The organism is Mangrovimonas xylaniphaga (genome assembly GCF_001280435.1).
In the GTDB taxonomy this organism is placed as follows: domain Bacteria; phylum Bacteroidota; class Bacteroidia; order Flavobacteriales; family Flavobacteriaceae; genus Mangrovimonas_A; species Mangrovimonas_A xylaniphaga.
This window is the reverse complement of the sequence record NZ_LBIP01000013.1, coordinates 1,805,458-1,827,075: the sequence shown is the minus strand read 5'-3', so window position 1 is coordinate 1,827,075 and position 21,618 is coordinate 1,805,458. Positions and strand designations below refer to the sequence as shown.

The following is a 21,618-nucleotide window of genomic DNA, read 5'->3' as shown; positions in this document are numbered from 1 at the left end:
ATTATGCATTTTTAGAGGCTTTTTTTATCTATTTCCCATTACAAATAGGTCTTTTTTATCAAAAAGTACTATGCATGCATAGTTTTTTGATAATTCTTCATTGTAAGTTCTCAAAGTTTATATATATTGGCGCCACTAATAACTAATTCTTAATAATGAAAACACTCCCTAAGATTCTTATGCTGCTTTTTTGTGCCTTTTCGTTTGCACAAACTACCGTATCAGGAAAAATTACCGACCACAACGGCCAACCGCTTCCAGGAGCCAACATTATAGCTCTTGGTTCCTCCGAAGGTACCATTTCGGATTTTGACGGAAATTATTCCTTTGTTGTCAATCAACAACCTCCATTTAGCATCCAAGTAAGTAGCGTTGGATTTCAAAGTGTCACTAAAGAAATTACTACCAACCCTCAAACCATAGACATTATTTTAACCGAAGGAACAGAACTGGACGAAATTGTTATTTCTGCCTCCAGAACTCCTGAACGTATTTTTGAATCCCCAGTTACAGTGGAACGTTTTGGTTTAAAGGAAATCAAAAACACCGCTTCTGCAGATTTTTACGACGGACTTGAAAACTTAAAGGGAGTAGACGTGAACACCAACAGTTTAACCTTTAAGGCTATCAATACAAGAGGTTTTGCCACCTTCGCCAATACCCGTTTCATGCAGTTGGTAGACGGCATGGACAACTCTACACCGGCCCTTAACTTCCCAATTGGGAATTTGGTTGGGATGAATGAAACCGATATCCAAAGTGTAGAACTATTGCCTGGTGCTGCTTCGGCTTTGTACGGAGCTAACGCCTTCAATGGTATTTTGTTCATGCGTAGTAAAAATCCATTTGATCACCATGGAATTAGTGGGTACTACAAGCAAGGAATTACTTCGCAAGATGCTGCAGGAGATAACACTTACAGAGACGCTGGGATTAGAGCAGCTTACAAATTCAGTGATAAGTTTGCAGCCAAAGTAAATTTTGGTTGGTTAAAAGGAACGGACTGGGTAGCGAACAACTACCAAGGAAAACCAGGTACAGGAGACACTAGAGCAAGTGTTGGATATGATGGATACAATATTTATGGAGATGAAGTTTCTACAGACATTAGAGACGTGGCCTTAGCATTGGTTGGCTTGGGAATTCTTCCAAGTGGTGCCGAATCGTTAGTGCCTTCTGTAGACGTAAGTAGAACAGGATATGAAGAACGCGATTTAACCGATTATAATGCGGAAAGTATTAAAGCCGACTGGGGATTGTACTTCAGACCAATGGCCGATGACTTTGAAATTGCCTATGTTGGTAAAATTGGAACAGGTTCTACCATTTATCAAGGAACCAACAGATATACTATTGACAACTTCTTCCAACAACAACACAAATTGGAAGTTCGCAACAACAACTTCTTTGTTAGAGGGTATGTGGTTTCTGATAAAGCCGGAGATTCTTACGATATGGTTTTCACGGGAATCAATATCAACAGAGCTTGGAAAGATGACCAAACTTGGTTTGGAGAATATACAGGAACCTATGTACAGGCCACTTTGGCTGGAGCAACAAATGAACAAGCCCATGCTATTGCCCGTGCCCAGGCCGACACCGGAAGATATGAACCAGGTTCTCCTGAATTCCAAGCGGCTTTCAACAGAAGTATCAGCGATCCAAACTTAAGCACTGGGTCTAAATTCCAGGATGCTTCCAAATATTACCATGCCGATGCCAACTACAACTTCACACATTTATGGGATGTTGTTGAAATTCAAGTTGGAGGTTCTTACAGAAAGTACAGCCTTAATTCTTCTGGAACCATCTATACCGATTACGACGGAGCTATCGATTATTCCGAATTCGGAATCTATACACAAATGCAGAAACTTTTAAAGTTCAACAATGATATGTCCTTAAAGCTAACAGGCTCTATTCGTTATGACAAATCAGAATTCTTTGATGGGTTCTTGTCGCCAAGATTATCGGCAGGTTTAACTTTGCATGAAGACCACAACATCCGTGCATCTGTACAAACCGGATTCAGAAACCCAACTACACAGGATTTATTCATTGGATTGGACGCGGGACGCGCCGTTTTAGTTGGTGCTGCCCCTGATAACTTAGACCGTTATTCAAGAGATTATGCTGTAAGCGCTTCGGGACAATTATTAGGACAACCTTCTAGTATTACCCAAACAGGAGCTGCCGCTTATAACAACTCCTATTCAGCATCTTCCGTACAAGCCTTTTCACTAGCAGGGAACCCTGCCCTTTTAGAAATAGGAAATCCAGACCTGGTAAAACCAGAACGTGTAACTTCTTTTGAAGTTGGGTATCGTGGTAAGTTTGAAAAAAACATTATTGACTTCAGCGTTTACTACAACAAGTACAAAGACTTTATCTCTAGTGAAAATGTGATAGCACCACTTTACGGTGAAGTTGGAGACAACACACTTTCTGTTGCTGCCATTGCTAATGGAGATTACAATGTTTACCAAGCATACACCAATTCAGAAGCTGATGTAAATTCTTATGGTGGTTCCCTTGGGGTTTCAACAAAAATATTTGGTGATTTCGATTTAGGAGGAAGCTATACTTATACAAAACAAGATTTTGATCAAGCAGCCTATCCAGATTTCAGAACCAACTTTAACACGCCAGAACATAAAGTAAAGGCTTCTTTTGGGCATACCGATTTGTTCAAAAACTTTGGATTTAACATAGCTTGGAGATGGAGCGACGATTACTACTGGCAAGCAACCTTTGGTGACGGCGCTATCCCAGCATACCACACCTTGGATGCCCAAGTTAACTACAGAGTACCATCTATCAAATCTAGCTTTAAAGCTGGCGCCACCAACCTATTGGGCGATGAGTACTTTACTGCCATTGGTACTGGATACATAGGATCTATGTACTACGTTTCATGGACAATCAACAACCTATAACAATTAGCAAACATCATTAATATGAATACAAAATATATATGGTTGCTCGCCATCTCCTTAGGATTCATGGCCTGCGACAGTGACGACACAATAGCTCCTTCTACAGAACCCCTACCTGAATTAACCGCAGGAGAAGCTGATTTTTCAAATTACGTTTCTTTAGGAAACTCATTAACCTCTGGTTATACCGATGGAGCCCTATTTATAGCCTCTCAAGAAAATTCCTATCCTAACATTTTGGCCTCACAATTCAGTTTAGCCGATGGCGGAACTTTCACTCAACCATTAATGAACGACAATTACGGAGGGTTGGCCCTAGCAGGAAACCGCATTGCCTCCCCAAGATTGGTCTTTGGAGGAGCTGGGCCAGTACCTTTAGAATCGGTGATTGGAACAGTAACCGTAACTACAGATATTGCTACCAACAATCCCACCGGGCCTTTCAACAATATGGGAGTTCCAGGGGCGAAAAGTTTTCATCTTTTGGCTCCAGGTTATGGAAATATAGCCAACCTTTCAGCAGGATTGGCCAATCCTTATTTTGTAAGAATGACGGGGGCCACTCCAGATGCTAGTGTTATTGAAATGGCTATGGCTCAAAACCCATCCTTCTTTACTATGTGGATAGGAAACAATGACGTTTTAGGATATGCTTTAAGTGGTGCCGATGGGTCTTCACCTATAACAGACCAGCCAACCTTTGATTATGCCATCTCTACTCTTGTAACAACTCTAACATCAGGAGGTGCTAAAGGGGTGGTTGCAAACATTCCAGACATCACAACAATTCCTCATTTTACAACGGTTCCTTACAATCCTTTGGATCCTTCCAACCCTGATTTCGGACCTCAAATTCCAACCTTGAATGCTATTTTTGGTGCTTTAAACCAAGTTTACGTAGCTATAGGAGCTCCTGAAAGAGCCATTGTATTTTCTGAAACAGAAGCAAGTGCCGTGGTGATTAAGGACGAAAGTTTAGAAGATATTTCATCTACCATTACGGGAGCCTTAATGGCCAGTCCAACCTTCCCTGCCTTTATAGGCCAATTTGGACTTCCTGAGGAAGCAGCTCCATTGGTAGCGGCTTTATTAGGCCAAACCTACGGACAGACAAGACAGGCCAACGAAAATGACTTATTTGTGTTGACCAGCAGTACTGTAATTGGTACAGTGAACAGCTCCTATGCAGGAGCTTTAATGGCGCAAGGATTACCTCAAGCTTTAGCTGGACAGTTTTCAGTAGAGGGGATCACCTTACCATTGGAAGATAAATGGGTATTGATTCCAACAGAGCAAACCGAAATAGCCACTGCCACCAATAGTTTTAACGCAACAATTCAAGCGGCCGCCTCTGCAGCTGGTTTAGCAATGGTTGATGCCAACGCTATGTTGTACCAATTGGCCAACGGAGGTTTAACAGATGGTGATTTTACCTTAAGCGCCAATTTGGTTACGGGAGGAGCCATGTCTTTGGATGGTGTACACCTTACCTCAAGGGGTTACGCTGCAATAGCAAATGCCTTCCTTAAGGCCATCGACCAAACTTACGGATCCAATTTTGAAGCCTCAGGAAATTTAGTAGATATAGGAAACTTCCCAACAAACTACGCTCCTACCCTTCAATAAAATAGCTAAGAAAATTCATAAAAAACGCCTACTTGTCAAACTCTATCAAGTAGGCGTTTTTTTATCCTGAAAAACTAAAAAAAATGGCTTTATTATTAAATTAAAAAAATATATCTTTGCAGCGCAAAAAACGGGGAGCCCGCTTCAATGCGTAGTCCTTGTTTTTCAGTATTAAAATATCTAAACATTAAACATATAAGTAATGTCAAAAGTTACAGGTAAAGTTGCACAAATTGTAGGACCGGTTATCGATGTTGAATTCGGTGCTGATTCAGAACTTCCAAAAATTTACGATTCGTTAGAGATTAAGAGACCTGATGGTTCCACTCTTGTTCTAGAAGTACAGTCTCACATTGGTGAAGATACTGTAAGAACAATTGCGATGGATTCATCTGATGGTTTGAGCAGAGGAACAGAAGTTATCGCTACTGGTGCTCCTATCCAAATGCCAATTGGAGATGATGTTTACGGACGTTTGTTTAATGTAATTGGAGATGCTATCGACGGTCTTGGTGATTTGCCAAAAGCTGGAACATCTGGTTTGCCAATTCACAGAGAGGCTCCAAAATTTGAAGATTTATCAACTTCCACTGAAGTATTATTTACAGGTATTAAAGTAATCGACTTGATTGAGCCTTACGCAAAAGGAGGTAAAATTGGATTATTTGGTGGTGCCGGTGTAGGTAAAACAGTATTGATTCAGGAGTTGATTAACAATATTGCAAAAGGTCACGGTGGTTTATCTGTATTTGCTGGCGTAGGTGAAAGAACTCGTGAAGGAAATGACCTTTTGAGAGAGATGTTAGAGTCTGGAATTATCCGTTACGGTGAAGACTTCATGCACTCTATGGAAGATGGTGGATGGGATTTATCTAAAGTAGATAAGTCTAAAATGAAAGAATCTAAAGCTACTTTCGTATTCGGACAGATGAATGAGCCACCTGGAGCACGTGCACGTGTTGCTTTGTCTGGTTTAACAATTGCTGAGTACTTCCGTGATGGAGCTGGAGACGGACAAGGAAAAGACGTTCTTTTCTTCGTAGATAACATCTTCCGTTTTACACAAGCTGGTTCTGAGGTATCTGCACTTCTTGGACGTATGCCATCTGCGGTAGGTTACCAACCAACATTGGCAACTGAGATGGGTGCGATGCAAGAGCGTATTACTTCAACCAAAAAAGGATCTATTACATCTGTACAGGCGGTTTACGTACCTGCGGATGACTTAACTGACCCGGCACCTGCAACAACGTTTGCCCACTTGGATGCTACAACGGTATTGTCTCGTAAAATTGCTGAGCTTGGTATTTACCCTGCGGTAGACCCCTTAGATTCTACTTCTAGAATTCTTACTGCTGACATTTTAGGAAACGAGCACTACAACTGTGCACAACGTGTAAAAGAGTTATTGCAACGTTATAAAGAATTACAAGACATTATCGCCATCCTTGGTATGGAAGAATTGTCTGAAGAAGATAAATTGGCTGTATCTCGTGCAAGACGTGTACAACGTTTCTTGTCTCAGCCTTTCCACGTAGCAGAGCAGTTTACTGGAATTCCTGGAGTATTGGTAGATATTAAAGAAACCATCAAAGGATTTAACATGATTATGGACGGTGAATTGGATCACTTACCAGAAGCAGCGTTCAACCTTAAAGGAACTATCGAGGAAGCTATCGAAGCTGGAGAAAAAATGCTTGCTGAAGCTTAATAAAACACTAAACTATGTATTTAGAAATAGTATCGCCAGAAGCTACATTGTTCAGTTCAGAAGTGGACTCAGTAGTGTTGCCTGGAGTTGATGGTGAATTCCAGATGTTGCAAAACCACGCGCCTATTATCTCGTTGTTGCAACAAGGTACCATCAAAATCCATACGCACACCAAAAGTCAGCCTGGATTTAAGGAATTGCCTGCCGAAATCATCCCTTTACATACAGATGATAAGGTGTTGACCTTAAAAATAGATTCTGGAACTGTTGAAATGAAAGACAATAAAGTAATCATTCTTGTTGAAAAATAAGATTCAGAAACTTAAATATAGAAAAGCCAAACAGTATTGTTTGGCTTTTTCTTTTTATATCGAATAATAGGATAGTTGCTCAACATAAAGTTACTGCTATATTTGCCATATGAATACCAACCAACTTATCATTTCCGAGAGTCCTCGGCCTAAATGGCAAATCCCAATAGCCGCTTTATTTTTTACCGCTGCCACCTATATCATAATACTTATCATCTTCAAGGTTGTTTGGAACGACAAAACTATTAGGGACATTGGCCTCCTTTTTAAATTTGCAGTATACTTAAGTGTTTTTGGCACTTCATTCTGCTTCCAAAAAAGTGTACACATTGACCTAAAAAAATCTAGATTTCGTTCAACCTTTGAGATTGGTCCAGTAAAACTAGGCCAATGGAAAACTATTACGAGTTACGAATATGTATCTGTTTTTCATCAGCCCTTAGATAATGGTCATAAAATTTACGAAGTGAATCTTTGGTACGACACCAACAAACATTGGGAACTTTACGAAGAATATAATCCCAAGGAAGCCTTCCGGATTGGTTTTGAACTATCTGAATTATTGGATATCGATTTATTAGATGCCACTACACCCAACGATTACAAATGGATGGATAAAGAGGAATTACGGAAACAATTAGAAAAAGTTTCTGCTTAAAAAACTTAATCCTCCACATACTCCAAAATATCGCCTGGTTGACAATCGAGTTCCCTGCAAATGGCTTCCAAAGTCGAAAACCGAATTGCTTTGGCTTTGCCTGTTTTTAAAATAGAAAGATTAGCCGTGGTAATCCCAATAGCCTCTGCAAGCTCATTACTTTTCATTTTACGCTTGGCCAACATCACATCCACATTCACAATAATCCCCATCCCTAAACTGTTAATTCATTCTCCTCTTTAGCAGCTTTGGCTATTTTAAACAACTCACTTAAAACCATAAAAAACAACCCTAGACATATAAGCATTATAATTGGTCCTGGAGTTACTGAAAAAGTCCGTTCAATACCATTTCCGAAATATCCCGACAATAAAAAACAGGGTATACCCGTAATCAATGCACTTACAACAAAGAGAACTCCTATTTCATTGAAATTTTTGATCACAGAGTGACTAAACGGTTTTAAGTTTTTAAAATAGTCAAGTACATCATCCAACAGAAAAACCGCTCTAAGCCCCAAGCCCAAAGAAAAATAGATTAACAATAATAAAATGTGCTTTTCAATTGTCATTCCCTGCACTTCAACACCATTAATCTTAACAACGGCATTAAGTGTACCGGTAAATAAGAAATGAAGATAGGAAAATAGCATTACGCCCATAGCAAGAACTCCTGTAATCCACAGGTATCTCACTAACCATTTTAAAAGGATTAATTTCTTCATAGGACAACTTCTTTTAAACAAACTTATTAAAATTTATCGTTTTTCAATAATTTTTAACCGTAAAAAAATAAAAATAATTAAGCCACCTCAACAAACGCCCTTTTCAAACGTTCAACAACAAATTGAATTTCCTCCTCATTTAAATGCCCAAAGCCAAACCTAATGGCACAAGTTTCCGCATCTTGATACAAAATGGTTTTTGGCAAAAACAAATCATGCTTTTCAGCTTGTTCGGCTAATTTTACCAAAGAAATTTTGGAATTGAACTGTAACCAAATCGCTAACCCTCCAGCCGGAATTTCATAAGAAATGATATCCTTAAAATAAGTCTTCAGCAGACTACACAAACAATCACGCCGTTGTTTATAAACAATGACATTCTTTTTAATCAATCTGTACATTTCCCCTTCACTAATCAATTCCGAAAGCATTTGCTCCTGAATTAAATCACCTTGACGATCCAACAATTGCAAATAGTTTTTTGCCTCTAAAATTAAGTTCTCAGGAGCCACAACAAACCCTGTTTGAAAACTAGGGAACAATGACTGTCCCAATTTCCCCAAATAAATCACCAAGCCATTGGCATCGGCGCTCGCCATAGGTAACATGGCAGAGCCTTCAAATTGGAAATCGTAATCATAATCATCCTCGATAATAGCAAACTGATATTCTTTGGCTAATTCCAAAAGCTTTAAACGACGCTCTGCACTCAAAGTTTTAGTGGTTGGATAGTGTCGATGAGCGCACACATACACACAACGAATATTTCGTTTTATAAAATGGGTTCTAATATAATCTACATCCAAACCATATTCGTCCACAGGAATAGTCCTTATAGCAGCACCGGCCTGCTGAAAAATCATGTTCGAGGCATAATTACTCAACTGCCCAACCAATACCACATCATTCTGCTTGATCAACAACTGAGAAACAATGTACAGGCTCATTTCTGTACTTCGGGTACTCAACAAATTGTTTGGTTGAATATGAAATCCCCTGGTTGCATTTAAATAGTTACACAATTGGGTTTCAAAAACCGAAGCAGACAATTCACTTGTATGGTTCCATTTCGAGATTAAAGACTTTCGCTTCATGGCCGCACTGTACCATCTTGAAAATTGATGCACAGGATGCAGTCTCAAATCAGGTTGTCCATCATTAATGGTATATTTCGCATTGGTTTCCTGAGCCGTGGATGCCAAATGAAACGACTGTTGAAATGGAAACCCAGTTGTTTTTGAATAGTTATAAACCTGGTCAATTTGCTGGACCGAGGCCTTAATGGGAGCCGTTCGTTGTTCTGGCAACAATACAAAAGTTCCTTTATTGGGAAGAATCTCAACCCAACCCTGCGAGGCTAATTCCTCATAAACTGCCACTGCCGTATTTCTATGGATACTGAAAAGCTGGCTAAAACTTCGCGTTCCTGGCAATGCCGTACCTTTGGAAAGATACCCCCGTTGAATGGCATTGATAATTTGTTGTGCGATTTGAATATAAACTGCTGTTGAACTTGATTTTTCAAAAAAAATCAGCTGTTTTAAGAGGTCATTAACCGGACTATTCATAGTTTTAAAACTGGACTAGTTTACTCGTCCGGAAAGTTACGACTTTTGCAGAGTTAAATTACATCAATTCATGAAAACCAAATTATTGTCATCAGCAGTTATATTATCAACCTTAATGGGGATTGCCCAAGTGGAACCAGTTAAAATGGACTCCCTGGACGAAGTCATCATTACCTCCACGCGTATTGACCTTCCCTTTAAGGAAAACTCAAGAACCATTACTGTAATTACCGCAAAGGACATCAAAGAAAGCCCAGCCACCAATCTGGCCGATTTATTACAGCAAGTAACTGGGGTGGATGTTCGCCGTCGTGGAACTTATGGTTCACAAGCCGATCTTTACATTCGAGGAGGAAGTTTTGACCAGACCCTATTGTTAATTGATGGCATTAAATTGGAAGATGCCCAAACGGGGCACCATAGTATGAACTTGGCCTTGCCCCTAGAAGTAATTGAACGTATTGAAATCATAAAAGGGCCTGCGGCAAGAGTATTTGGCCAAAATGCCTTTACGGGAGCAGTCAATATCATTACCAAAAAATCTATGGACAACCGAGTAGATTTAGGGGTACAAGCTGGTTCTTTCGGGCAGAAAAATGCCTCAGTAACTGTGGGTAGCGAGCTTAGCAATACCTCACACATCATTCACTATTCCAGAAATACGTCTGAAGGCTATCGCTACAACACCGATTATGACAATCAGAATTACTTTTTGAAAAGTAGTTTTAATAAAAACCACATGCCCATCGATTTGATTGCTACATTCCAAGAGCGCGATTTTGGAGCCAATGGATTTTATGCCTCTCCTTCAGCAGTTAATCAATATGAAGAAACCCAAGCAAGTTTGGTAGGATTGTCGTCTGTTTACAACCATAACAACATAACACTGAAACCTCGTTTGTACTGGCGCAGAAATCAGGATATGTATTTGTACACAAGAACCAATCCTGAAGGTTACAGAAACCTACACCAAACCAACAAGATTGGAGCAGAACTTCACGGTTCTTACAACTCCAATATTGGAACAACCGGATTTGGAATGGATTTGGCGCAAACCTATCTTTCCAGTAATAATTTAGGAAAACGCGACCGTTTTATGACCAACTTCTTCTTGGAGCACCGTTTCAAATTTTTCAACAACAAATTCGACGTGACTCCTGGAGTGGCAGTGACCTATTTTTCAGATTTTAAATTCCATGCATTCCCCGGAGTAGATGTAGGATATTCGGTTTCCGATCAATTAAAACTTTACGGAAATATTGGTTATACATACCGCATCCCAACCTACACCGATTTGTACTACAGCGACCCAACAACTTTAGGAAATGACCAATTGGATCCTGAAGAGGCCATTGCAGAGGAAATAGGGGTAAAATTCCTAGGAAAATCCATCAATGCTTCTGTGGCATTCTTCAACAGAGATTCCCAAAAACTTATTGATTATGTAAAAGTAAATGAGGACGACCTTTGGCAAGCAGAAAACATAAGAGATTTGAACACCAAAGGTTTTGAAGCTAACCTCAATTATCATTTTAAACTGTCTGGACTCACACAACACATCGATCTTGGCTATACCTTTATAGAAGATGAAATTAAAGATTTGGATATCGACTATTCAAGATATTCTATCAACTCTTTAAAGCATCAGGCAACAGCAACCTACCGTGGTCATTTCTTTAAAATTGTACAACCAAGTTTGACCTATAAATATGCCGAGCGCACCTCTGGACAAGCCTATACTGTCTTTGATGTAGGACTTACGGTGAGTATTCAACAATTGGACTTGTCTTTTTACGCCAACAACATTTTCAATGAAGAATATTACGAAACTAACTTAGTACCAATGCCTAAAGGTAATGTACTGTTCGGGGCAACTTATCATTTCAATTAAGGATCAAAGCAAGTTTTCAACAATAGCAAAAGTATGAATATCATGTCCTAACGTTTTCTTAACTTTAGACGTTAACTATTCATACTTTTCTATTGAAGCTTCATAACATTCCTCGCGTAAAAACAATTACCAAAGAGGACTTTATTGCAAACTACTTCAAGCCGCAAAAACCTGTGGTTATTGAATCTTTAACTGAAGATTGGCCTGCTTATTCCAAATGGTCGTTGGAGTATATGAAATCTGTTTCGGGAGACAAAACGGTTCCCCTTTATGATGATCGACCAGTACATCACGAAGATGGTTTCAACCAACCTCACGCCACCATGAAAATGGCCGAATACATCGACCTTTTAAGAAGCGAACCCACCAAATACCGCATTTTCCTTTGGAATATCCTCAAGGAAGTACCCGAACTACAAAGCGATTTTTCCTTTCCAGATTTTGGTATTAAGCTTATGAAAAAGCTACCAATGTTATTTTTTGGAGGTGAGAATTCGCATACGTTTATGCACTATGATATTGATTTGGCCAATATTTTTCATTTCCATTTTGAAGGGACCAAACAAATCATTTTGTTCGACCAAAACCAAAACAAGCATCTCTATAAAATTCCCTATTCCTTAATTACCAGGGAAGACATCGATTTTTCGAATCCAGATTTCAATCAGTGGCCTGCCCTAAAAAATGTAGAAGGCTACACTACTAAATTGGAACATGGTGAAGTACTCTATATGCCCGAAGGCTATTGGCACTATATGAAATATCTAACACCTGGATTTTCCATGAGTTTGAGAGCTATTCCGAGACATCCAAAAAATTTGGGAATCGCCATTTATAATGTCTTCGTATTACGATATTTGGACAATTTCATGAGGCGTTTACAAGGACAAAAATGGATAGACTGGAAAAATGAACAAGCCATTACAAGGACCCATAATAGAATAAATCTTAACGCATAACTACTTTGGTTGTGCTATATTTGTCCACTCAAAAAACCAAATAACATGAAGAATATTCTATTTGTGGCATTTTTGTTATGTGCCACCTTAACCTACTCGCAAGCCTTTCAAGGAAAAGGCGACAAAAAATTCCAGATTGGAGCCAATTTTCAAGACCGTGCTACGGGAATCAACGCCACTTACGACTTCGGGCTTGGGGAAAACATCTCTTTAGGATTTGCATCCACTTACGCTTTGGATGTACCAGAGTTCCTTGATGCCGATTTTATTGACCGTTTTGATGTTAAAGCACGTTTTAATGCACATTTGGGGAATGTCATCAACATCCATGAAGATTTCGATTTATACCCTGGATTGGATTTTAGCATCAAGAATTTTGGAGGACATTTGGGAGCGCGTTATTTCTTTACATCAGGTTTTGGTGTGTTTACCGAAGCTACTTATCCTATCGCTTTTTACGATACTGGCCATTTATCACCAGCAGAGAAATTACACAATCAATTTACCATTAGCTTTGGAGCTTCCTTCAATCTGTAAATTAAAGTAACAAATCATATATAAAAAAAGGCTGTTTAATAAACAGCCTTTTTTTATCGGATCAATTCATTCACCTTTTCATAAACCAAATGCGATTCCCATCCACGATACAATAGGTAATCTGCTAGCTTTTTCTTTTTCTTAAAAGGATTGGTTTCCCTGATAGTTTCACATTGCTTTTCTGCCAAGCTATAAAACACTTCCAAATATTCCTGATCGTCAATTTCCTTTAAGGCAGCATTGATGTTATAAGCAGAAATTTCCTTGGCCTTGAGTTCATTCTTTAGCCGATTCCTTCCCCATTTCTTAATTCTGAACTTTCCCCTCACAAAACTCTTGGCAAAGCGCTCTTCGTTTAAAAACTTATGCGCAAGCAAGTGCACGACGATATGGTCAATAGCCTCTGGAATCATATGCATTGTTCGTAATTTTTGAACCACTTCCTTATGGCAACGCTCCTGATAGGCACAGTAATGTTCCAACTTTTTAACAGCTTCCTCTACCGTATACGTTTTGTGTGTTTGCATGTTTCAAAAATAACAACAATTAAACAATTTGGCGAAAACAAACTAACTATCTGAATATTAGATATTTTACTTATATTTAAGTCTTCTTTTTTAACCAACCAATAATTAATCCGTAATGACAAAACAACCAACCCTCAGTTTTGTTGCTATCGCCTTTGTGGCAACATATAGTTTTGGACAATTAGAAATCGACTCAACAGGTGTCCCTTACACTATTGATTTTGACAACACTTTAACCAATGTAAACAACAATGCCTTTACTGGTAGTGGCTGGTCTCCAAACCCCAACAGTGGACAATTAGATTCCGATGCCTGGTCCCATACTGGAAACAGTGATGGAAATCTAAACTTTGGAGATACTGGAGATTCAGGAGATTATGCTGGAGGGACTTCTACTTATGGCGAATCAACAGGAGGTTGGTATGCCTTTAGTAATAATGGAGATATCGCATTAGGAATCCAACCTGGTGGTAGCGATTGGACTCCGGGAGACCTAACACTGCGCATTCAAAACAACACAGGGAACCTTATTAATTCTTTGGAATTGACTTACGACATTCTCTGTTTTAATGACCAAGAGCGAAGCAATAGCTTCAATTTCTCACATTCCGATGATAACACAACATATATCCATGAAACAACACTAGATTACAATTCTCCACAAGTAGCAACCGATGTTTTAATAACTTCCCCAAAAAGCATCACCCTTACAGGTTTGGCCGTTGCAGATGGTTCCTTTTATTATTTGCGATGGAGTGGTGATGACATTTCGGGCTCAGAATCTAGAGATGAATTTGCCATAGACAACATTTCAATTACAGCCTTTAGTGGAAGTCCTAGCCCTGAATTAAAACTTTTGGACGCCGATGCCAATCCGCAAAATTGCGGCTACACTATAAACTTTGGAAGTACGGAAAGTAACAATGACTATATTGATATTGACTTCACCATTGAAAATATTGGCAATGCCGATCTTGAAATAACCAATTTAAACCTCACTGGGGATTTTTCAATTATTGATCCCTTAACCCTTCCAAGTTTTACAACGCCTCTTGTGGTCAATCCCAGTTCAAGCACGATTGTTACAATAAGGTTTTCTCCTCTTAGTGATGGCCTCTTAAATGGTACTTTGGAAATAATTAACAACGATAATAACGAAGGAGATTGCGTTATCAATTTATTAGGAGAAGGATATACGCCCGCTCCAAATATTATTGTGAGAGGCGTGATTGGAGCCAATCCCACCATTGCTAATGGTAGCACCACAACTTCTGGATTAAACAATACCCTTTTCGCATCACAAACCATCAATTCCGGGAGTCAAACCAAGAGTTTTCGCATTGCAAACGAAACTGGCAGTGACGTTCTTGAAGTTTCCACAATTTCCCTTTCTGGAGATACGGCAGATTTCTATGTAACGGCCTCCACGCCCTACGCCATTTCCATTGGCAGCTATGCAGACTTCAGCATTACCTTTCAACCCACAACAGATTCTGGGACCAGAAGCTGCGTTGTTTCCATTACAAATTCCGATCCCAACAAAAACCCTTATACATTTACGATTGAAGGCACGGCAACCTGTCCTTCTACAAGTGGCACAATTACCCCTACCGAAGGTCCTATTGGAACAGAGGTCTCTATAAGTTCCACAAATAATCTTTTGGGAGCAACTGCATCACTTAATGGCACATCTCTTTCCATAGTTTCAAACTCCTCTGAAGAACTAACGGTTAGCATCCCGTCGAACGTCACCATAGGTGGTCCTATCAGTGTAGAATTGGCCAGTGGTTGTATCTTCAGCAATACATTTACGCTTATTGACCAATCAATCTCTGGATGTGACACCAGTAATTCGGCAAATTTGGATAACCTGTTCATTAGTCAAGTAACGGATTCACCAACCGGAAGTTTATCTTATGTGGAATTATACAATGCTACCAATGCTAACATTGATTTTTCAACTACAAATTACAGTTTACGAGTCTATAACAATGGGAACACCTCCAGCTACAATATTATTACTTTAAACACTGGGACAATCCTTCAAAACAGCGCTTTTGCTATTGTTATGGGAACCACGGACACCCAATGTGCTGCCGATGGCGCCGATGGATCTTAGGCCGAATTGGAAATTACTACCGTTGGGGTGAGCATTAATTTCCATAAAGACTACAATACCAATATTGGCCATGATTTTATTGGGCTTTATGAAGACAGTTCTTTAATAGATGCTTTTGGTGTTTTTGGGGACCAAACTTGGGCCTACGGATTGTGGCTTGGAGAAAGTGGCGCTACTTTTGAACGCATTGCTTCATTATCCTTGCCCAACACCACTTTTAGTACTTCAGATTGGAACATTTCAAATTGGGAAGATTGTAACGATGTAGATTATTCCGGTATTGGAAACTATGATTTTTCTACTGGCATACCTCCTACCGTGAACACCATTTACGCCACGAGTTTAGGATGCACTTCTACTTCTCTAACCGTAGAAGCAAACGAGGGCTACAACGAAATCGATGATACTAATAACCTGACTTATCAATGGTATTACAATTCTTCATCCCAGTCGAATTGGACACCACTCTCTAATAATTCTATTTATTCTGGAACTTCCTCTCATACACTTGTCATTTTAGATACTACCGAAATTGAAGATGCCCAATACTATTGTCAAGTCATGGAAAACGGCACTTCCTGTTACCAAAACTCTAGTGCCATTGCTATCCCTTCCACTACCGCTATTTGGGACGGCAGCTTGTGGTCCTCTCCTCCTACTTCAGACAAAGCGGTTATTATAAATGCAGATTATGACACAGGAACTAATCTGAACGGACAAACCAGTTTCGAAGCCTGTAGCCTAATTGTAAATTCAGAATATACGCTTACCATTGCCAACAACACCTATGTAGAGGTGACAAATGATTTAACGGTAAATGGCAATATCATTGTAGCTTCTCAAGGTGCTTTTGTCCAACTCAATGACGATGGAATTATTGAGGGAGACGTTTTGAATGTCCCTTCAAAAATTACCGTGGAGAAATTTACTGCCCCAATGAACCATTGGTATGAATACACCTATTGGAGCTCTCCTGTTACCAATGAACAAATCCAAACAGGTCTAGCCGAATCTTCAGTGAATAGACGTTACAAATTTACCGCCGAGAATTATTTGGATGCTACTATGGAATCCAACAATGACAATACCGCCTCGCCTGGTCAAGATGGTATTGACGACGATGGCAACGATTGGACATGGGTTCCAGGTTCAGAGTTAATGGAAATTGGCAAAGGTTATGCTTCCACCCATAATGCCGGACTATTCAACAGCACACTAGGAACTCCTCCCTTTCAATTCAAATATACCTTTGAAGGCCCATTTAACAATGGCAGTATTGAAGTAGATATTTATAGAAATGACACAGAACTTAACGATGACAATTGGAATCTTATAGGCAATCCGTACCCTTCTGCCATTAGCGTGGAAAAGTTCTTTGAAGAAAACCACCTTACAGGAAAAATAGCTGGCGCGATATATTTATGGTCGCAAAACACAGCGCCTTCTAGCAGCGCAAATGGTAACGAAAATGAAAATTTTTCGCAGGCAGATTATGCCATCATTAATTTGTCTGGGGAAACAGCTGGCGGAGACGGTGTTTCTCCAATAGTTGGAACAAATAACGATAGATACATTCCTTCATGCCAAGGATTTTTTGTAACCATGGAAAATGATGCTACCACAACTGGTACTAGCCCAATTTATAGCACTCAAATCATATTTAACAACGATATGAGGGTTAAGGACACGAATGGCAACAGTCAGTTTTTTAAAGTCGCCAATAACACTCCAAATGAAAGACTTTGGTTGAATTTGACCTCAAGCAACAATAGTTTTGGTCAAATTTTGATTAGTTACCTTGAAGGTGCAACTGACAGTTTTGATGGCATGTCCTATGATGCGCCCAGACAAACCCACAATGTATATACCTCCTTGTATTCCATAATTGAGGGGATGGATAAAAATTTTGCAATTCAAGGGAAATCCCCAACAAGTTTAAATTTAGAAGAAGTGATTCCTTTAGGATTTCAAACTCTGGCGCCATCATCAACCCAATACACAATAAATATAGCTCAAACGGAAGGCACATTTATGGAGTCAACTACTATTTATTTGAAGGATAATTTACTCAACATTACGCATAATCTTTCTGAGGCCAATTATTCGTTCACTTCGGAAGTCGGTACTTTTAATAGTCGGTTTGAAATTGTATTCACCGCTAATACGTTATCAACAAACGATTACTTTGCAAACCCTAGCCAATTATCAGTTTTCGAGCTTCAAAATGACGAAGTTCAATTCAAACTAAACGATGACCAATTACAAATCATTCAAATTGACATTTTGGATATGTTGGGGAGGAAAATGTATAATTTGAGAGGAAACAGTAATACTGAGACCTATAGTTTATCTCGTTTAAGTACAGCATCCTATATTGCCAAAATCAGCTTATCCAACGGACAGATTCTGAACAAAAAATTTATCAAACAATGAATTGTTTTCACCTAATCCTTAAACACTTATTAGCTGAACACTTGGTTAAACACCGATAATGATTTCGGTTTTCTGAAATCCCCCAAATGCAACTCATAATATAACAACAGCATATTAAGGAAGGATTGACGCTGTTTTGAATTCAGTTTTACATTGGAAAGGCCTTCAAAATTTGTATTCAATAACTGTTTTAAAATGCTCAAGTTTTCATCAGATATAGAATAAACACCATCATTGTGACTTTCGAACAGACCGTTACTTAGATTAAAATAAGGTTTGGAACTATTTGAAACGTCCGGATAAAAGCCCAAATGCCTCGTAAGCTGAAGCAAAAACAACAAATGGAAATTGGAAAATTGGGTTTCATGATCCAACAGCAACAGGGAATTTTCCAAATAGTCGTATAGAGCCTCGTTGGGTTCCTCTTCTCTCAAGGCAGTAGACAGGACTTCTGCCAGAAACATTACGATAGAACCCTTCAACACATTTGTATGCAAAGACTCATATGGATGCTCTACCTTAATATCTTTGATAATTTGAAGCGAATGATTTGGCTTGTAATCTTCATCTATTTGCAACTGTGACAACATTTGAAAATAGGCTACCTTAGAATTTCCCTTTTTACTTTTAAGAACACCCCTTAAAATATAGCTCACCGTCCCTCGATTATAGGTGTAACATTTCACAATTAAATCGTGGTCCCGGTATTTAAGCTTGGATAATACAATTATATTGTTTTTCGAGAGCATGACTGAGAGATTTTATCTAACAATAAGCAACTTCAACACTTTAGTTTCAAAAGAATCCAAATCGGAAATCATGATAAGATACACCCCAGTAGCCACCACATTATTGGCAAGGTTTTTACCATTCCAAATCGCGGTGCCCCCATCGATGGCAAAATTATAACCCGCTCTTGAGGTACGTTGGTTTACTCTTGATTGGGCTTCAGCTACCAAATTCCCTTCTATATCGGTAATTTTAATATTGACATTTTCGGTAAGCCCTTTTATTTTGACACCCTTAGTAATATTGTTAAGATCATCAAACCCTAAAATGTTATATTCCGGTCTCACTGGGTTTGGATAAACAAAAGCATCATCCAACTCCTCCTCGCTTTTGGAACCTCCCGCTAAAAAGGAAACCAAACCGTTGCTTGTTGCAAAATAAACTCTACCATTTTCACTGTCAATGGAAATGTCATTAATGGCATTGGAAGGTAGAGGAGAATTGCTTTTGGTAAAATGATAAATAGTTTCCTGGCCGTCTGGAGAGAAGTAAAAAACCCCCGAATTCAAGGTGCCAATCCATTTGTTATTGGAGCCGTCTACTTGGATAGAAGTTATTGTTTGCTCTACTAAAAGCTCTTCTGCCAAACCATCCTGCAAAATTACAATTTCATGTACATTGGCCTGTGAGCCTGCAACAAAACTTCCCGGATTATACATGACCCGCAAACCTCTTTCGGTACCTATCCACAGCTGATTATTATTATCTAAGGCAAGGGATCGTACAATTGTAGAAGGCATATTTTCTTCCTCAGAAGCCACAAAATTCATAAAATTATTACCTCCATTTTCATTGAATCCCAACACGCCATAATAATAACTTCCGAAGAAAACATTTCCCTGAGAATCCACAATAGTTGATGAAAATCCTATATTTTCCAGAGGAGCATCAATTATAGAAGTAAAATCAAAGGAAGTCCACTGGTCATCAGAAAATTTATTTAAAGGACTCTCTACCCTTCCATTTGTCAACCATAAGGTACCATCATTTTCAAAAGCACCCGAAAGAGTTAAATGCGAATTCCCCGCAAAAGGAGTGATGGTACTATTATCTTGATTATAGACCTGTATTACCTGGTCATTGTTTATTTCAATTAATCCAGCACTATAAGATGATATATAAACTTGTTTACGATTTATAGGATTAACGGCTATATGTGAAAGATAATTTGGATTACTCACAACAGCGGCTATAGTGTCATAAGGCGTATTGATCCATTGTTCATTTTTAAAATGGCTAACCCCTGTTCTTGCCTTTCCTCCATTAAAGTTATAGGTGGATGAGTACCCTCCAAAAACGGTCCAAATTTCATTACTTGGAGTCTGAATTGAAAATATATTATTTAACAAAGGCCCTTGAGGATGAATTTCATCATAGATTTCTGGAGCAGAAACAGCCATTTTTAAAACTCCATGGCCAGGTTTTCCACTTGATAAAATCCCTTTTGTCCCAGCATACACATTATTTTGGTAATCAACAATACCTGAAGTAAAGGAGGTCGTCAATTCTGCAGGAGCGTCTACCACCCCTGTTTGCACAAAGCCATCACTATAAAGATATACCTGAGAATTTGTTGTTACCACCAAATTGTCTTCATCACTTCTCATATCCAAAGGCACTTGTGGATATGTAAAAATACTGTTCAAATTGCCATTTAAAATTTCATAAGCGATTTTGTTAGATTTGAATGCATATAAGTTATTACCCAATTGTTCAATCCCAACAAAACTCCCAGTTCCCAATGTCTCCCACTGTGTATAATCAATTAGGTTTGGATTTGACAAATCACCTATTTTTATTGCATTATTATCCCCACAGGCGGCATAAATAAATCCATTACTAATGGTAGTTTGATAAACCTTTATGTGAGAACTACCTATCCCCACATAAAAAGTGTCTCCAAATTCTAAGTTCTCTAAATCGTATTCTGAAATACCAAAATCAGTTGCTATATACACATATCCATCATGCTCATTAAAATGATTAATCCTTTTTATATTAGTTGGGATGGTTGGCTTGTTAAGAATGTCAATAACCGTGGTTACCTCTGTAAAATTGTTTGAAAGTACTTCAACCAATCCGTTTTCATAACCAATTAATAACTCATCAAAGGCTTCACTATAATGAATAGTTGAAATCGACTCTCCAGACAAACCATTTACCGTTGTAATTTCTTCAATGGTCCCGAAATTAATATCATATATAAATATGGCATTATCAGAAGCCACATATATATGGTCTTCACCTTTAGAAAAATCCTTAATATCCAAATAAGAAAAATGTCCCTGCCACAAGGTGGAAAAATCCTGGGCTAGTGAAGTTTTAAAACAAAACAAACAGGCTAGTATATATACGTAAAAATAAGGTTTCATTAAAAAAATTTAGAAGTCTAAAGAGTAACCAAAAATAGCAATATTTATTGTATTTTGGCTTTTCAATTGTTTAACAAGCACTATGCTTTTTAGTAGCCCTATATTTTTATTCCTTTTTCTTCCGCTAACAATTATTATTTACCGCTTAGTACCAAAAAAGTTAAAAAACCTATTGCTTCTTCTCGCCAGCTTATTCTTTTACACATGGGGTGAAAAGGAACTTATTGTCATAATTTTGGCATCTACTCTAATAGATTTTATTAGCGGACAAATTATTGATAATGGACAGAGAAAAACAGGTCTTTTCCTGTCCCTTGTTTTTAATTTAGGATTACTACTATATTTCAAGTATGCTAATTTTGTTTTTTCAAATTTAGCCGACCTCTTAAACACACTGCAAGTTCCAGTTAATTTTGGTTCCACATTTTCAAATATTGCGCTACCCTTAGGCATTAGC

The 21,618-nt window shown here is 38.6% G+C and carries 16 protein-coding genes; 10 read left to right on the top strand and 6 right to left on the bottom strand.

The features are described from left to right. Window positions 1-155 precede the first annotated feature (155 nt). From ZA06_RS08030 to ZA06_RS08010, 5 genes are all read left to right on the top strand, one after another. Window positions 156-2,936, top strand: coding sequence for a TonB-dependent receptor (locus tag ZA06_RS08030; RefSeq protein ID WP_053976849.1), 2,781 nt, complete (start codon window positions 156-158; stop codon window positions 2,934-2,936). A gap of 21 nt (window positions 2,937-2,957) precedes the next feature. Then, window positions 2,958-4,562 (top strand): SGNH/GDSL hydrolase family protein, encoded by a 1,605-nt coding sequence (locus ZA06_RS08025; RefSeq protein WP_053976848.1) that lies wholly within the window; start codon window positions 2,958-2,960, stop codon window positions 4,560-4,562. A gap of 202 nt (window positions 4,563-4,764) precedes the next feature. Next, window positions 4,765-6,273: a F0F1 ATP synthase subunit beta gene (gene atpD / locus ZA06_RS08020; RefSeq protein ID WP_053976847.1), complete on the top strand. Its 1,509-nt coding sequence runs from the start codon at window positions 4,765-4,767 to the stop codon at window positions 6,271-6,273. 14 nt (window positions 6,274-6,287) lie between these two features. After that, complete coding sequence (locus ZA06_RS08015) at window positions 6,288-6,584, top strand: F0F1 ATP synthase subunit epsilon (protein ID WP_053976846.1); 297 nt, start codon at window positions 6,288-6,290, stop codon at window positions 6,582-6,584. 109 nt (window positions 6,585-6,693) lie between these two features. Next, a complete protein-coding gene (locus tag ZA06_RS08010; RefSeq protein ID WP_053976845.1) occupies window positions 6,694-7,242 on the top strand; it encodes a hypothetical protein in 549 nt (182 codons plus the stop codon). Window positions 7,243-7,247: 5 nt separating this feature from the next. Here the strand turns inward: ZA06_RS08010 and ZA06_RS08005 are convergent, their stop codons facing one another. From ZA06_RS08005 to ZA06_RS07995, 3 genes are all read right to left on the bottom strand, one after another. Continuing rightward, complete coding sequence (locus ZA06_RS08005) at window positions 7,248-7,454, bottom strand: helix-turn-helix domain-containing protein (protein ID WP_053976844.1); 207 nt, start codon at window positions 7,452-7,454, stop codon at window positions 7,248-7,250. A 2-nt stretch (window positions 7,455-7,456) separates the two neighbouring features. Further along, on the bottom strand, window positions 7,457-7,966 hold the full coding sequence (locus ZA06_RS08000) for a DUF2975 domain-containing protein (protein WP_053976843.1): 510 nt from the start codon (window positions 7,964-7,966) through the stop codon (window positions 7,457-7,459). 77 nt (window positions 7,967-8,043) lie between these two features. Further along, window positions 8,044-9,534 carry an aminotransferase-like domain-containing protein gene (locus tag ZA06_RS07995; RefSeq protein ID WP_053976842.1) on the bottom strand — a complete coding sequence of 497 codons (1,491 nt, stop codon included), beginning with the start codon at window positions 9,532-9,534 and terminating at the stop codon, window positions 8,044-8,046. Window positions 9,535-9,604: 70 nt separating this feature from the next. On the opposite strand from ZA06_RS07995, the gene ZA06_RS07990 reads away from it, so the two are divergent. From ZA06_RS07990 to ZA06_RS07980, 3 genes are all read left to right on the top strand, one after another. Then, window positions 9,605-11,425, top strand: a complete 1,821-nt coding sequence (locus ZA06_RS07990) for a TonB-dependent receptor plug domain-containing protein (protein ID WP_053976841.1) — start codon at window positions 9,605-9,607, stop codon at window positions 11,423-11,425. Between the two features lie 92 nt (window positions 11,426-11,517). Beyond that, window positions 11,518-12,384: a cupin-like domain-containing protein gene (locus ZA06_RS07985; RefSeq protein WP_053976840.1), complete on the top strand. Its 867-nt coding sequence runs from the start codon at window positions 11,518-11,520 to the stop codon at window positions 12,382-12,384. A gap of 45 nt (window positions 12,385-12,429) precedes the next feature. Then, complete coding sequence (locus ZA06_RS07980) at window positions 12,430-12,921, top strand: DUF6646 family protein (RefSeq protein WP_053976839.1); 492 nt, start codon at window positions 12,430-12,432, stop codon at window positions 12,919-12,921. 53 nt (window positions 12,922-12,974) lie between these two features. Here ZA06_RS07980 and ZA06_RS07975 read toward each other — a convergent pair whose 3' ends face one another. Next, a complete protein-coding gene (locus ZA06_RS07975) occupies window positions 12,975-13,448 on the bottom strand; it encodes a regulatory protein RecX (protein WP_053976838.1) in 474 nt (157 codons plus the stop codon). A gap of 115 nt (window positions 13,449-13,563) precedes the next feature. On the opposite strand from ZA06_RS07975, the gene ZA06_RS07970 reads away from it, so the two are divergent. Further along, window positions 13,564-15,567, top strand: coding sequence for a choice-of-anchor D domain-containing protein (locus ZA06_RS07970; protein WP_053976837.1), 2,004 nt, complete (start codon window positions 13,564-13,566; stop codon window positions 15,565-15,567). 6 nt (window positions 15,568-15,573) lie between these two features. After that, entirely contained in the window at window positions 15,574-18,000 is a 2,427-nt protein-coding gene (locus ZA06_RS07965) for a T9SS type A sorting domain-containing protein (protein ID WP_053976836.1), read from the top strand. A 29-nt stretch (window positions 18,001-18,029) separates the two neighbouring features. Here the strand turns inward: ZA06_RS07965 and recO are convergent, their stop codons facing one another. Both recO and porZ read right to left on the bottom strand, forming a co-directional pair. Continuing rightward, window positions 18,030-18,749, bottom strand: a complete 720-nt coding sequence (recO, locus tag ZA06_RS07960; RefSeq protein WP_053976835.1) for a DNA repair protein RecO — start codon at window positions 18,747-18,749, stop codon at window positions 18,030-18,032. A gap of 12 nt (window positions 18,750-18,761) precedes the next feature. Further along, window positions 18,762-21,161: a type IX secretion system anionic LPS delivery protein PorZ gene (gene porZ, locus ZA06_RS07955; protein ID WP_053976834.1), complete on the bottom strand. Its 2,400-nt coding sequence runs from the start codon at window positions 21,159-21,161 to the stop codon at window positions 18,762-18,764. Window positions 21,162-21,618 lie beyond the last annotated feature (457 nt).